The 14056-nt window shown below is 49.5% G+C and carries 14 protein-coding genes; 1 reads left to right on the plus strand and 13 read right to left on the minus strand.

Annotation, left to right across the window (positions count from 1 at the left end):
- Window positions 1-39: 39 nt before the first annotated feature.
- The 13 genes from dinG to NST83_RS14130 form a co-directional block, all read right to left on the minus strand.
- The gene (dinG, locus tag NST83_RS14070; RefSeq protein ID WP_342414663.1) at window positions 40-2907 is read right to left on the minus strand and encodes an ATP-dependent DNA helicase DinG; all 2868 of its coding nucleotides are present in this window, start codon (window positions 2905-2907) and stop codon (window positions 40-42) included.
- 157 nt (window positions 2908-3064) lie between these two features.
- Window positions 3065-3712 carry a tetratricopeptide repeat protein gene (locus NST83_RS14075; RefSeq protein WP_342414664.1) on the minus strand — a complete coding sequence of 216 codons (648 nt, stop codon included), beginning with the start codon at window positions 3710-3712 and terminating at the stop codon, window positions 3065-3067.
- Window positions 3713-3794: 82 nt separating this feature from the next.
- Complete coding sequence (gene panD, locus NST83_RS14080) at window positions 3795-4178, minus strand: aspartate 1-decarboxylase (RefSeq protein WP_007430795.1); 384 nt, start codon at window positions 4176-4178, stop codon at window positions 3795-3797.
- Entirely contained in the window at window positions 4171-5109 is a 939-nt protein-coding gene (panC, locus tag NST83_RS14085) for a pantoate--beta-alanine ligase (protein WP_342414665.1), read from the minus strand. The genes panD and panC overlap by 8 nt, the downstream gene beginning before the upstream one ends.
- Window positions 5106-6035 (minus strand): 3-methyl-2-oxobutanoate hydroxymethyltransferase, encoded by a 930-nt coding sequence (panB, locus tag NST83_RS14090; RefSeq protein WP_342414666.1) that lies wholly within the window; start codon window positions 6033-6035, stop codon window positions 5106-5108. Before panB ends, panC begins: the two co-directional genes overlap by 4 nt.
- Before the next feature lie 339 nt (window positions 6036-6374).
- Window positions 6375-7355: a biotin--[acetyl-CoA-carboxylase] ligase gene (locus NST83_RS14095; protein WP_342414667.1), complete on the minus strand. Its 981-nt coding sequence runs from the start codon at window positions 7353-7355 to the stop codon at window positions 6375-6377.
- Complete coding sequence (locus NST83_RS14100) at window positions 7348-8670, minus strand: CCA tRNA nucleotidyltransferase (protein ID WP_342414668.1); 1323 nt, start codon at window positions 8668-8670, stop codon at window positions 7348-7350. Before NST83_RS14100 ends, NST83_RS14095 begins: the two co-directional genes overlap by 8 nt.
- Window positions 8671-8754: 84 nt before the next feature.
- Window positions 8755-9918: an N-acetyl-alpha-D-glucosaminyl L-malate synthase BshA gene (bshA, locus tag NST83_RS14105; RefSeq protein ID WP_137063438.1), complete on the minus strand. Its 1164-nt coding sequence runs from the start codon at window positions 9916-9918 to the stop codon at window positions 8755-8757.
- A 131-nt stretch (window positions 9919-10049) separates the two neighbouring features.
- Window positions 10050-10742 (minus strand): bacillithiol biosynthesis deacetylase BshB1, encoded by a 693-nt coding sequence (gene bshB1, locus NST83_RS14110; RefSeq protein ID WP_342414669.1) that lies wholly within the window; start codon window positions 10740-10742, stop codon window positions 10050-10052.
- Window positions 10739-11176: a methylglyoxal synthase gene (gene mgsA / locus NST83_RS14115; RefSeq protein ID WP_137063440.1), complete on the minus strand. Its 438-nt coding sequence runs from the start codon at window positions 11174-11176 to the stop codon at window positions 10739-10741. The genes bshB1 and mgsA overlap by 4 nt, the downstream gene beginning before the upstream one ends.
- A 58-nt stretch (window positions 11177-11234) precedes the next feature.
- Complete coding sequence (gene dapB, locus NST83_RS14120) at window positions 11235-12038, minus strand: 4-hydroxy-tetrahydrodipicolinate reductase (protein WP_137063441.1); 804 nt, start codon at window positions 12036-12038, stop codon at window positions 11235-11237.
- A gap of 30 nt (window positions 12039-12068) precedes the next feature.
- Window positions 12069-12587 carry a tetratricopeptide repeat protein gene (locus NST83_RS14125; protein ID WP_025685879.1) on the minus strand — a complete coding sequence of 173 codons (519 nt, stop codon included), beginning with the start codon at window positions 12585-12587 and terminating at the stop codon, window positions 12069-12071.
- A 50-nt stretch (window positions 12588-12637) separates the two neighbouring features.
- On the minus strand, window positions 12638-12967 hold the full coding sequence (locus NST83_RS14130) for a nucleotide pyrophosphohydrolase (RefSeq protein ID WP_137063443.1): 330 nt from the start codon (window positions 12965-12967) through the stop codon (window positions 12638-12640).
- A 205-nt stretch (window positions 12968-13172) separates the two neighbouring features.
- On the opposite strand from NST83_RS14130, the gene NST83_RS14135 reads away from it, so the two are divergent.
- Window positions 13173-14042, plus strand: coding sequence for a YitT family protein (locus NST83_RS14135; RefSeq protein ID WP_342414670.1), 870 nt, complete (start codon window positions 13173-13175; stop codon window positions 14040-14042).
- Window positions 14043-14056: the final 14 nt, after the last annotated feature.

The raw sequence follows: 14056 nt of genomic DNA on the forward strand, positions 1-14056 counted from the left end.
TCCCCCTAATTGTAACGGACATGTATAGATGTCCGTCCGTTATGCCTCTGTCTCCGGGGCGGATTGGAGCCACTCGGCGATGCGGGGCACCATTTGCTCCGTCGGCATATGCTCCATTTTTGGTCCCGGTAACGAGTACAAAAAGTGCTTTCCGTAATAGGATTCGATCACACGTGTATCGTAAACGATAACGACCCCGTGATCGCTCGCCGTACGTACCAAACGTCCAAATCCCTGTTTGAAACGAATGACGGCCTGCGGAACAGACAGCTTCATAAAAGGATTTTTCTTCTGCTGCTGGAGCAGCTCACTTTTAGCCTCCAGCAGCGGGTGATTCGGCGGTTGGAACGGCAAGCGGACAATGGCCAGACACGTCAGCGCCTTGCCCGGAATATCGACGCCTTCCCAGAAGCTGCTGGTTCCCAGCAACACAGAAGCTTTGGCTTCCTGAAAACGTCGGGTCAGCTTGCTGCGGCTCCCACTGTCTACGCCCTGCCCCAGCACGGTGATGTCGCTGGATGCCAACGCCTCCTTAAGCGGCTCATACACCTGCCGGAGCATGCGGTAGGAGGTAAAGAGAACGAGCATTCTCCCCTGCGTCGCTTGGGCAGTCGCACCTAGCGAGCTGACGAGCATATCTACAAAATGCTCGTCTCCTACACTGCCCTTCACGCTCGGAAAATCCCTTGGAATGACTAGCAGCACCTGATCCCTGTAATTGAAGGGTGACGGAAGCTGCGTAGTCATCAGCCGCCCTTGATCTGCGGCCTCCTGCAAGCCGAGCTGATCGGTCATGTACTGAAACGACTTATCCACTGACAAGGTAGCAGACGTCAGAATAATGCTCCTTTTTTTGTCAAAAAACATTTCTTTCAGCTGGCGGCTCACATCGACGGGCACCGCATAAAATTGTAGCGACTTGCTGCGGAATTGCCCGCTCGCTTCGAGCCAATATACGGTCGTCTCATCATCCAGACGCATAAAAAAACGCAAGCTTTCCCTAATGCCTGCCAAATCCTTAAGCAGCCCCGTAATATCTGTAATGAGGCTGTCAGCCGCATAATCGTCATGTTCTTCTTTCACGTCGAGCACCAGCTTGTCGCCCTTGCGCAAAATTTCGCTCAACGTTACATAAATCTGATTTTCCAGCGCAGCAGCCTGATCCCACTTGGCAGGCTTGGCCGACGGCTTGAGACGGGAAGAAAACTGCCCTGTTTCGCCCGGTGTCGCATCACTTCGCTCCGGCAGCATGCCAAACAGCTTGTCGCTCAGCAGATCCCAAGTCTCCTTGACCTCCAGCACGAGCGGATACAGTTGGTCAATGGTAGCAGCCCAATCCGTCGATTTCTCATGCCCCGACTTTGCCAACTGCTGACGCAGCGAAGGCAATTGTCCGTTCTTGCTGTCCTTGAACAACCGGGTCAGCGTATGCAAGAGTGTGAAATATTTCATATGCATGCCCAGGTGCTTACCAGCGACTTCCTCCAGATGATGCGCTTCATCAATGACCAGATGCTCATAACTCGGCAACAGCTGATGACTCGCTTTTACGTCCGTGAACAGCTTGGAATGATTCGTAATGACCACATCGGCTATTCCCGCCTCATGGCGCGCACGATGATAAAAACATTTGCGGAACCATGGACAAGAACGACCAAGACAAGACTCGGAATCACTGGCCACCGTTTCCCAAAAATCTCCACCACGATTGCTTAGATTCAGTTCTTCATCATCGCCAGTTTCGGTCAACGTCAGCCAGACGATCATCTGGGCCGCTGTAATTAAATCTTCCTTCGGCGTTGCGAAGTCTCTTCTGTTTATTTTATGTTCAAACTTACGAAGACACAAATAATGTCCTCGGCCCTTAAAAATGGCAGCCCGGAACGGGAACGGGATCACCTTGGTCAGCATCGGAATATCACGCTCACGTAATTGCTCCTGTAGGTTGATCGTATGCGTACTTACCATGACTCGCTGTCCATTTTTCACACTATGGTACAGCGAAGGGAGCAAATAACCGAGGGACTTGCCTGTCCCCGTACCCGCCTCGATCAACAGGTGCTTGTCCTCACTCAGCGCCTGATTCACACCCGCAATCATTTGCGTCTGCGCCTCGCGTTCCTCATATTGGCTCAAAGATGAACGTAAATTGTCTCGGACATCATCCATGTATTCCTCAAAGGAAACACCTGCCAGCGGATTGGGGTCGTCCTCTCTGCGAGGGGCATTTAGCTCCGTCCAATCCTCCACCTTCAGTGCAAGCTGACGTAAAAACTGATGACCCTCCAAATCCTGAATAGGATCATGCTCTTTGTCTTCACGCACCCCGTCCAAAAACCATCCGAGGTCACTGTCTTCCTCTGCGAACAAATCACTGAGCCGCTGTATCGTAATCAAAGGCAGCGCGTGAAGCTCATCCAGACATTTTAAAAACACCTCAGCCGTAGCCAACGCGTCGCTGTCCGCTTGATGGGGTCGGTCATGCGCCAGCCCAAACTCAGAAGAAACAAAACCCAGCTGATAGGAAGATAGCGATGGAAACATGATTTTCAGAAAATCCATCGTATCCAAAATTCTGCCGGTAAACGGCAAGTACCCGCACCGATCCAAAGCGTTTTGCAAAAAATTAAAATCAAACGCCACATTATGGCCGACCAGCACGACATCGTCCAGCATAGGTACAAGCTCCATCATCATCTCTTCGAGGGCAGGAGCATCCTTGACGTCATCGTCTGTAATCCCGGTCAATCCGGTAATAAAAGGCGGAATGGATCTGCCAGGGTTCACATAAGAACCGTAAACACGGGAAATGCTGTTATCATGCTCTATAATTGCAAGTCCGACTTGAATGATGTCATCCGCGGACTGGGTGCCTGTCGTTTCAAAATCCAATACCGCAAATTTCATTCGGGCTTAATCCTTTCTTTTGACACATACAAAAATAATAACTTTATATAATAGCATAGCAGAAGATCGCCTGTTTGGAAATTAAGACAGCCAAAAAAGACGATACACACACCGCCTGGGAAGGTGGATATGCATCGTCTCAATCGGTGTCTGACAACTACAGCCAGGTCATTATGGAGCTGTCGTACCGAAGCATTTCGGCATCCGACAAACAAGCTTCCATATTGTGCAACGGCTCGGGCAACGCAGGATCGAACTGATGAGCGAGAGCAAAACATTTTTGCGCCTCCTCCACATCAGCCTGCTTGGCCATAAGACAGCCCAACGCATTATAGATGACCGCTTTCAGTCGGGACTGCTCTGTCAGGTGCAGCACCTTCTGAAAATGGCTCACAGCCTCCGCTGTATCCTCCAGTTGAAAATACGCCATCCCCATATACATACGGCTCTGCCAGCTGTTCGGAAAATGCTGTAGTACCTGTTCAAACTGACGGATGGCCTCAGGATACATGAGCAGTCGGTAATACCCTTGACCCCGAGTAAAGGCAGGCAGCTCCTTTTCAGGCAGTGCCTTTTCAGATAGCTCCGTGTCAGACATACCGGACTCTGCGGAAAAACCAGCAGCCCGCAGGCGAACCATTTTTTCCTCAAAGGCAAGCCATTCATCCATAATTCCGTCACTCATTCTCCGCAGCAAATTCCAGTACTGTAGCAACTCCTGCCTGCGGGAGCCCTGGGCTGATGGGTAATGCTTCACGATATCATCTAACATGCTGTTCATTTCTGCGAATACATGCTTGAACATGTGCATCCCGCCCTTACGAAAGATGGATTATTACACTCACATTTTTCGCTTAAAGGACGGGTTTCATCCGTACTCCCATTCATTACATGATCGTAGCGTGTACTTCCTTATTCGCCGTTTGGGCCGGTTTATTATGTTCATCGACGAATACCACGGTCGGTTTGTATGTTTTGGCCTCTTCATTCGACATGGAAGCGTAGGAAATTATAATGACTGTATCCCCGGGCTGCACCAGACGCGCTGCTGCGCCGTTGAGACAAATTACGCCGCTACCACGCGGTCCGGGAATAACGTAAGTTTCCAGCCGGGCTCCGTTGTTATTGTTCACAATTTGTACCTTTTCATTCTCTAGCAGATCGGAAGTCTCCATCAAATCCTCATCAATGGTAATACTACCCACATAGTTGAGGTTGGCTTCGGTAACCGTCGCCCGGTGAATTTTGGATTTCATCATTGTTCTAAACATGGGAGAGCACCTCCGCCTTCTGTATTCTTATATTGTCAATCAGTCGGGTGTTCCCAAACTTTACAGCCAGCGCTACAATGATGTCTTCTTCAACATCGCTTAGCCGCTGCTCGGGAAGAAGGGGCTCCAGACCGGGAAAGGTTAAGATTTCAATGTAGTCAATGTCCGCCAATGGTGAAGAAGTAATGGTGGACTCCACCATTTGGTATAACTGAACGATCGTAAACGTGTTCTGAGCAACATCTTCGCTCACTTCACGCACCTTGCGCAGTGACTGTGACAGCACCAATGCCTGCTCCCGCTGTTCCGCGCTCAGATACACATTACGCGAGCTAAGGGCCAAACCATCGGCCTCCCTGACGATAGGACAAGGAACGATAGTGACATTCATATTGAGGTCGGTTACCATTTGCTGGAGCACTGCTACCTGCTGAGCGTCCTTCATGCCGAAGAAGGCCAGATCAGGACCTACCATATTAAAAAGCTTGGCAACTACAGTGGTCACACCGTCAAAATGCCCTGGACGTGAAGCGCCACATAACCGATCCGTCAAAGAGGATACGCGAATTTTCGTACGGGTTGGCTGCGGATACATTTCCGCTACAGTTGGCAAAAATACGATATCCACGCCTTCACGCCGAGCCACCTCCAAATCACGCGCTTCATCACGGGGGTAGCTGTCGAGATCCTCGTTAGGCCCGAATTGAATCGGGTTGACAAAAATGCTGAGTACCACCGTATCTGCCATTTCACGCGCCTTATGCATTAAACTCGCATGGCCTTCATGCAAATACCCCATCGTCGGCACAAAGCCGACTGTATGTTGTTGCGTAGCAGCAAAACCGTATTCCGCTTTTTCTCCGTTTGCACCAAGCTGCCGACGTTCAGCAATTGCCTGTCGAAGCTGAGCCACTTCTCTTACGATCATCATGACCGGGATTCCACCTTTTCCTTAGCCTGTTCCTCTTGTTTATCTTGTTTCTGTACCTGTGCCTTTGCATGACCTTTCTTGTGGCCGTAGAGCGCCTCTACAACGCTGTCGTCGGCGCTAAACACATGCTCTTCAGCCGGGAAGGCTCGCCCCTTCACATCGCTCACATACTGCTCGATGCTACTGCGAATCAAACCGCCGACATCGGCATAGGTTTTGACAAAACGTTTGCTGTAATAAGGCGATGCATATTGAATCAGATCGTGATAAACAAGCACCTGACCGTCACATCCGCGTCCTGCTCCAATTCCAATGGTTGGAATGGATAGTTCTTTGGAAATAGCCGTTGCCACCTCCTCAGTCACCAGCTCAAGCACGATGCCAAAGGCTCCCGCCTGCTCCAGCGCCTTGGCGTCTGCCAGCAGCCGCCGTGCGTCCGCTTCGTCCTTGCCTTGAATGCGGTAGCCGCCAAGCTGGTTGACTGACTGCGGTGTAAGACCGATATGCCCCAGTACAGGTACACCTGCCTGAACAGTCGCTTTTACGACGTCGGCAATTTCTGCACCGCCCTCCAATTTGACAGCATGCGCATGTCCTTCCTGCATCAGACGACGGATGCCCTGGAGGCTTTCAGATACGCTGCCGTGATATGTCATAAACGGCATGTCAGCTATAATAAACGTATGCTCCGCGCCTCTCGCTACCGCTCGGGAATGATATACGATATCATCCAGTGTTACGGGAATGGTTGAATCATAGCCGAGAACGACATTGCCCAGCGAGTCGCCCACGAGTATCATGTCAATTCCAGCCTCCTCGGCTATTTTCGCTGATGGATAATCGTAGGCAGTCAGCATACTAAGCGGAATGCCCTCCCGCTTCATTTTTTTCATTTTCACAATATTCAGTGCTTGTTTTCCTGCCATGGTACATGGCTCCCTTCCATCTTTTTTTGGCACAAAAAATAACCTTTTATGAACGCCTGTACACTTGCGTCATCAAAAGGTCCGAACAGCCAAAAAAGACACTCATTTTGAGATCGTCCCTTCTGTCTCGGTCCTGTTCGGCTCAGAGCAGAATCCAACGTAACCTTCAAATGAAGTTATGATGGTCTAACTTGCTTGCAATAGTGGAGCATGTGCCCCGGAGTGCAGCTCGGACCGTCCGATGCCGCCTCCTGCACAGTATAACAAAAAACATCAGCTTTTTCACGTGAAGTTTTACATAGAAAAAAGAACAATTACAGTCGCTATGCTCTGCTAAGACTACCCCTGTAATTGTACATCACCGGAAACGACCTGTATTCGCTCTCCCTGCTCCGTTTCAACCACCAGCGCTCCCGAAGGGTCCAAACCGACGGCTGTACCTTCCACCGCTTTTCCTTGTCCCGTATGTGCCCGCACGAAGCGATTCATCGTTACGGATAGCACCTCCCACAGCATCGCAACAGGCTGAAAGCCCTGATCCGCATACAGCGCACATAGCTGCTCCATTTCTTCCAACACCGCGGCAATTAGTGCAGTACGGTCGATTGCTCGACCAGCCTCTATTCTCAGGGACGTCCCCACTTGTGACAGTTCTTCCGGGTAATCCTCTGTATTTAAATTTACATCAATGCCGATACCTGCAATGCAATAGCGAACCCGCTGATCCTCTGTTGAAGATTCCAGCAGAATACCGCACACTTTGCGACCATGAACAAGCAGATCGTTCGGCCATTTGATGCCCACTTCCACACCCGTCAACCGACGAATGGCTCTACATACCGCTACACCTGTAAGCAGTGTCAACTGAGGAGTAAAGCCCAAAGGCTGGTTCGGACGCAACACAATGCTCATCCAGACGCCTTTGCCCCGAGGTGAAAACCACTTTCGGCCCAAGCGCCCCCGCCCCGCTGTCTGCTCCTCCGCCAGAACTACTGTCCCCTGAGGCGCGCCCTCTTCTGCCAGACGCATAGCATCCTGCTGGGTAGAGACCGTCGAGTCCAGCACAACTATACGTTGTCCAAACGATTGGGTATTTAGCATATATGCCAGTTTGGAGACCTCCAGCCGATCGGGTCGGGACACAATCCGATAACCCTTACGCGAGGAAGCTTCAATGTTGTAGCCCAGTTCACGCAGCTTGTTGATCTGCTTCCATACGGCTGTACGGCTGACCGAGAGGCGACGGCTGATTTCCTCTCCCGATACATAATCAGATAAACCTTCCTCCAGTATGCCTAATAGTCTTTCATGATTATTCACTACTCATCACCCGTTTCGCTTCTTGAAGCAATGCTTCTGTTACATTAGGAATATCTCCGCAGGCGGTAACCAGCAAAAGTCGTTCCATCGTCTGACCCAGCCAAGGCCCCCCCGGTCGATCCATCGCCTGAACCAGTTCATTTCCTGTAATATTTAAATCTTTGATACGAACGACTGCGGTTTGCTTCGTCCACGCCTCTGCCAGTTCAGCCATTCTCGCTACATGCTTTTCTGCCTGTGACGGTAATTCGCGGAACGAAGCAGGCAGTGTCTTGTAAAGCTCAAGCCAGTCTGACGAGGTATCCCGTCCCCATTTAATTAACAGTCGAATCCAACTACGGCGTAGCACCTCATCGTTGATTCCTTCATCTTTCACTGAAGTGGAACTGTCTGCTATCCCAACAGCACTGTCCGTTAGCTCACGCTCCCATTCTAACAGATGTACCAACCGCAAACGTACAGCGTTGGAGAAAGTCCATGCTCTTAACAGCTCGTCCGCTGCCTCTGAGGTCAATCTGCAAGACAGCAGCAGCAAACCCCATCGCAGCTCTTCCGGCAGTTGTACCATCCCGCTGAGCGCCTGTGCTTCACATTGTTCCATGGGAACCGGAACCTTCGTACACGCGAGCAAGCCGCTGCGACCCAGTATTTCCAGTCCACGCAACGGGTCCGGTCCTACCAGCATCTTTTCCAGCTCAGCCCGCACACGTTCCATCGCAATGTAACGAAGTCCTTCTTTACGACGGATCATGCCTTTCCATGTGTTGTAGGCTATACGGAACCGGAATACAGAGGCAAAACGAATGCAACGCAGCATTCGCAGCCCGTCCTCTTCGAAACGTTCCTCGGCTCGTCCCACACAACGAACAAGAGCGGCGCGTAAATCGGCTTCCCCTCCGAACGGGTCCACCCTTTCCCCATGTTCATCCATTGCAATTGCGTTCATCGTGAAATCCCGCCGCATCAGATCTTCGCGGATATCCTTCACAAAAGCGACTTCTGTCGGTCGACGGTGATCGGTATAACCGCTTTCTGTTCTAAAGGTAGTCACTTCGAACGGATGCCCACCCTGCATCACCGTAACTGTCCCATGCTGAATCCCAGTCGGAATGACATGAGGGAACAATGCTATGACCTGCTCAGGTTCAGCCGATGTGGTCATATCCATATCATGAATAACGCGGCCTAATAGTTCATCCCGCACACAACCGCCGACCCAGTAAGCCTCGTAGCCAGCTTTAGTTAGTGTATGTACGACTTCCTTACCATGAAAAGCCATATCCGGATCAGCATATTGCCAAGTGTTTATTTTCACAGGGTTTCCCCCTTTACTTATAAAGTATTCAAAAGACTTTGATACAAATGACTTATTTAAAAAAACGGACGCGAGTCCGCCTTCTTAAACGCTAATCGGTTTAAGATCCGGCACCTCGCGTCCCAACACACGGTAATATATTTCCTCATATTGTCGGGTAATCAGCTTATCACAGAATACGGTACGAGCCCGCACCAGACAGGCTTCACGAAAACGCTCTGCCATCGCTTCATCCGATAATAGCTGCACCGCATATTCCGCCATCCTCTCGGTATTGCCGATTTCAGCAAGATAGCCTGTACTCCCGTGAACAACCAATTCAGGCACGCCTCCTGCCTCGGAGCCAATCGTTGGTACTCCACAAGCCATCGCTTCCAGAGCAACCAGTCCAAAGCTTTCCTTTTCCGATGGAAGCAGCAGCACATCCGCCATGGAAATCACTTCAGCGATCTGATCCTGCTTGCCCAAAAAGAACACCTTATCCTGCAAGCCTAAGCTTTCGATTTTGCAGCGGATTTTCGGAAGGTCCGGTCCTTCCCCAACTAACAGCAGCTTTGCAGATACTTTTCGTTGCACTCTTTCAAATATATCCAGCACGTCCCCCACTCTTTTGACCGGACGGAAGTTTGAAATGTGCATCATTATTTTTTCATTCGGCTGGGCAAAATCTCTCCGCAGCGCAGCTGCATCCCGCGGATAATATACTCGTTTATCCACAAAATTGTAGGTCAAATCAATCGGGCGTGTAATCTCCAGCGCATCTATCGTCTCCCGAATCAAATCCTTGGAAACCGCTGTTACCGCGTCACTTTTGTTGATCGCCAGTCGGATTAAATCCTTCAACGATTCATCCTGCGCCAACACCGTAATGTCTGTGCCGTGAAGCGTGGTTACTACTTTGAGATGGTCGCCCACCATTTCCTTTGCCAAATAAGCACATACCGCATGTGGTACAGCATAGTGAACATGGAGTACATCCAAATTTTTCATTTGTGCGACCTGAGCCATTTTGGTCGCCAGCGACAGATCATAAGGCGGATATCTGAACACGTAATAGTCGTTAACCTCGACCTCATGATAAAAAATATTTTTCTGGAATTCCCCGCCTAATCTGAACGGAATGCTGTTGGCAATAAAATGGACCTCATGCCCTTTTTCGGCAAGCAACTTGCCCAACTCTGTAGCCACTACACCAGAACCGCCTAATGACGGATAGCAGGTAATTCCAATTTTCAATTTGTCATTCAAGTTAAGCTGCCCCCTTCCGTCCATCGGTGATGACTTTTCAATGTTGGTTAACACCAAATACAGTGTGTATTTATAACCGCTACACGAACGGATTCTGTTTATCGTTTATGTGTCAGGATTTTTATAATCCCTTATGTGAATAGCTTAACCAGATGAGGCGTTTTGGACGCAAAGCCCTCTGCATACGAAATCAGCTTACGCTGACCTAACAACGAATCCCGGGCTTTTACACGCTCGACATACCCCTGGTTTAATGGCGTGGATACCGTGTCTTTACCAGGTGCAGCCTGGAATTGGGAAGCATAGCTTAGCAATGCCTGCTCCTTGGCTTCAACATGCTCCGTAATGTCTACAATCAGATCCGACCTGCCAATATCATTAATGAAATAAAAATATAACTGCTCCACCAGTACCGCAGGCTGTTCCGGCATAAATCGACGTAACTTGGCGTTAAACACCGCTTCTTCTACCAGCTTGCTGCACATGACATGATCCGGGTGTCGATCCTCCCAGTAGGGAGCAAATACGATTTTCGGCGCATGACGCCGAATTTCCTCGGTCACTGCGGCTACATTCTCAGGTGTCACGTACAAACCGCGATCAGGCAGTCCCAGATTCGTTCGCACAGCAAGGCCTAGCACTTTTGCAGCGTCCTCCGCTTCTGTCATGCGGGTATCTACATCGCCATTGGATGACATTTCCGCACGCGTCAAATCACATACGCCCACCCTTAAACCAGCAGATGTATGCTTGGCAATCGTGCCTCCCATACCAATTTCAGCATCATCAGCATGAGCTCCAAAAATCAAGATGTCCAGTGTCATTTTATATCATCCTGCTGATCAATGCCCGGTTTATATTTATGTACCAGCTCACGCCAAGCAAAGTCGCCCCGGTCCAGCGCCTTGACCAATATTTCAGCTGTCGCAACATTGGTTGCCAAAGGAATACCCTGTACGTCACACAAACGCAGCAACGCACTAATATCCGGCTCATGCGGCTGTGCCATTAACGGATCACGCAGGAATATGATCAGATCCATATCATTTTGCGCGACCATGGCCCCGATCTGCTGGTCACCTCCGAGCGGTCCTGACATGTAACGGTGAATTTGAAGCTTCGTTTGTTCCATAATGCGCAGTCCTGTCGTGCCAGTTGAATACAATTGATGTCCTGTAAAAACATGCTCATACGCGGTTATAAAGTTAACCATTTCATCTTTTTTGCGGTCATGCGCTATAAATGCAATCTTGAACATTCGAAATTCCCCCTGCCTCATTCTATAATCACCGTTCGTCCATTCATTCACGTTATTCTTAATCAATGTAATGCTCAAAACCGTATACAAGTCCGGGCTGCTCCATTACCTTTTGAATACCGATTTTGACGCCGGGCATATAGCCTGCCCGTTCGTAGGAGTCCTGACGAATTTTGAGCGATTGTCCAAATCCTCCGAAAATAACTTCCTGCTGTGCAAATACACCGGGAAGACGGACACTGTGGATACGAAACCCTTGGTAGTAGCCGCCGCGTGATCCTTCGAGCGTTTCTTCCTCCTCCGGGTTCCCTTGACGCAGCTCCTGACGCTGCTCAGCAATCAGTTCTGCGGTCTTAATTGCCGTTCCCGATGGCGCGTCCAATTTCTGGTCGCCATGATATTCGATAATCTCCAAATGAGGAAAGTATTTGGCTGCTTGAGCCGCAAACCGCATCATCAAAATAACTCCTATTGAAAAGTTAGGCGCAATCAGACCGCCAATGTGCTGTTCCCGACACTGCTTGTCCAGTTCATCAATCTGCTCCGGTGTAAATCCCGTTGTCCCGATAACAGGACGAACGCCATGCTTGATGGCAAGCGCTGTATGTGCGTAAGCAAAACGAGGACCTGTAAAATCTACCATCACATCCGGACGACTATCCAGCAGCGCCTGCTCCACATCCTCCACAAGTGCAACGCCTGCTTCCGGAAGGCCGACGAGAAGGCCGGCATCACTGCCGGCGTGCGTTCTGTTTACTGCGGCTACCAGCCGAAGTTCTTCATCCTGGAGAACCAATTTGATAACCTCACGGCCCATACGTCCGGCTGCTCCAACGACAGCCACTTTTATTTGCTCTGGCATATCTTACAACTCCTTATGCATCAATTCGTGCTAGATCTGTTCATTCATTTGCTGGCATAGCTTCTTCATGAGATTGGCAAGCTGTTCATTGTGAGGAAACAAAGCGGCCGCCTCACGAGCAGCCTGCACAGCCAGCTTATATTCATTCATTTCAGCATAAACCAATGCAAGCAGCATAAAAGCGTCACCACACAGCGGATCAAGGGCAATTGCCCGTTCCAGCAGCAGGATTGCATCTCTGCGCACCTGTGGCGTAGCTTTATCGACATCCAGCATCTTTCTGGCTTTCTCCGTCTGCTGTCTGGCCTCCAATGTATGCAAATGCAGCACATATTCATCCTGCTGTGGGGCCAGACGAACCGCATCTCCAGCATAAGCAAGCGCCTGCTCTATCCGACCGCTGCGGGCATAGGTGACCGAACAGCGGAAATAATGCTCCGCATGATCAGGCTGGGCGGAAATCGCTTTTTCAAACCATTCCACGGCCTGCTCAAAATCGTTCTGTAAAATACACTGATAAGCTTTCTGAACGTATTCCTCCGCCTTCATGACACTGCACCTCCGGGTAACCGGTTTGGTACAGCATATGTACAAAACGCCTAAACGGTGTCCTTTTTGGTCCAACGATTCGCGTCACGTGTGTTAAATTTATGCATGACCTTATCATGAGCATCGGCCAAATTAATACCCAGCGAGTTTGCAAAGCAGACCGTGATGAACAAAATGTCTCCCAGCTCCAGCTCAATCGAATTGTCGGCCTCATCCGTTTTTTTCGGTTTCTCGCCAAAGGAATGATTGACCTCTCTGGCCAGCTCCCCGACTTCCTCGGACATCCGGGCCAGCATTGCAAGTGGGCTGAAATATCCTTCTTTGAATTGGGAAATATACTGGTCCACCTCACGTTGAATTTCATCAAGCGATTTTTCCATGAAACACAATCCCCTCTAATGTGCAGGTTTATTCATATGTTATCGTAAAGCACATTTGAAAACAAATATTTTTTAATGTGAATTTACTCACATCATGCAATCATCAGTATTTTAAAGCGACCGTAAAAAGGTATACTAAACATAAGGATCTACGATCTATCCATATGAAGTCGTTCATCTCCAATTTGCTACTGCGAGGGATTATATGAAAACAACCAGGTCTATTGAACAGCTTAAAATCATTTTACCCATTGTGCTCGGCACTGCTATTTATGCATTCGGCCTGCTTTATTTCATTATACCCAGCAAGCTGATGGAAGGCGGCATCACAGGCATCACCCTCCTGCTGAACTATGCTTTCTCGATATCTCCATCCCTCTCCACATTGCTCCTGAACATTCCTCTATTTTTAATCGGATGGAAAATGCTTGGCGGCAAGCAAATTATTTATACCGGAGTCGGTATCGGGGCGCTCACTTTTTTTCTGTGGTTGTTTGAAAAAATGATTCACCTCGGGTGGATGGGCACGTTTCAGACTGAGCACGATTTTATACTTTCTTCATTATATGCCGGGGTTACCCTCGGGGCAGGATTGGGCATCGTATTCCGGTTTGGCGGTACCACCGGCGGGTCGGATATTATTGCACGTATTTTGAACCGGAAGTTTGGCTGGAGTATGGGTAGAATTTTGCTGGTGATTGATATCGTCATCATCGGCGCATCGCTACTGTACATACCCAAGGAAAAAATCCTGTATACGCTAGTCGCTGTGTTTATCGCTTCCAAGATTATTGACTTTATACAGGAAGGAGCCTATTCAGCGAGAGCCTTCATGATCATCAGTGACCATACGATGGATATTGCGAATATCATTACACGGGATATGGATCGCGGTGTTACTATCATTCCGGCTATGGGCGCATTTTCCAGGCAGACCAAGCATGTTGCTTACTGTGTCGTGTCCCGTCAGGAAATACGGCGTTTGCATCAAATTGTGAAATCGGTTGATCCGCGAGCATTCATCGTCATTCAGGATGTGCATGATGTACACGGGGAGGGCTTCAAAGAGGAATAGCCCGGAATTCCGGG

The sequence above is a fragment of the Paenibacillus sp. FSL R10-2782 genome, assembly GCF_038592985.1.
Lineage (GTDB): Bacteria > Bacillota > Bacilli > Paenibacillales > Paenibacillaceae > Paenibacillus > Paenibacillus terrae_C.

What these genes read in the sequence shown, in the direction of transcription:
- mgsA (WP_137063440.1), bottom strand. Translation starts at nt 11,176, where the DNA reads ATGTTCAAGATTGCATTTATAGCGCATGACCGCAAAAAAGATGAAATG.
- panD (WP_007430795.1), bottom strand. Translation starts at nt 4,178, where the DNA reads ATGTTTAGAACAATGATGAAATCCAAAATTCACCGGGCGACGGTTACC.
- NST83_RS14135 (WP_342414670.1), top strand. Translation starts at nt 13,173, where the DNA reads ATGAAAACAACCAGGTCTATTGAACAGCTTAAAATCATTTTACCCATT.
- NST83_RS14130 (WP_137063443.1), bottom strand. Translation starts at nt 12,967, where the DNA reads ATGGAAAAATCGCTTGATGAAATTCAACGTGAGGTGGACCAGTATATT.
- panC (WP_342414665.1), bottom strand. Translation starts at nt 5,109, where the DNA reads ATGATGATCGTAAGAGAAGTGGCTCAGCTTCGACAGGCAATTGCTGAA.
- bshB1 (WP_342414669.1), bottom strand. Translation starts at nt 10,742, where the DNA reads ATGACACTGGACATCTTGATTTTTGGAGCTCATGCTGATGATGCTGAA.
- NST83_RS14075 (WP_342414664.1), bottom strand. Translation starts at nt 3,712, where the DNA reads ATGTTCAAGCATGTATTCGCAGAAATGAACAGCATGTTAGATGATATC.
- NST83_RS14125 (WP_025685879.1), bottom strand. Translation starts at nt 12,587, where the DNA reads ATGAAGGCGGAGGAATACGTTCAGAAAGCTTATCAGTGTATTTTACAG.
- dapB (WP_137063441.1), bottom strand. Translation starts at nt 12,038, where the DNA reads ATGCCAGAGCAAATAAAAGTGGCTGTCGTTGGAGCAGCCGGACGTATG.
- panB (WP_342414666.1), bottom strand. Translation starts at nt 6,035, where the DNA reads ATGGCAGGAAAACAAGCACTGAATATTGTGAAAATGAAAAAAATGAAG.
- dinG (WP_342414663.1), bottom strand. Translation starts at nt 2,907, where the DNA reads ATGAAATTTGCGGTATTGGATTTTGAAACGACAGGCACCCAGTCCGCG.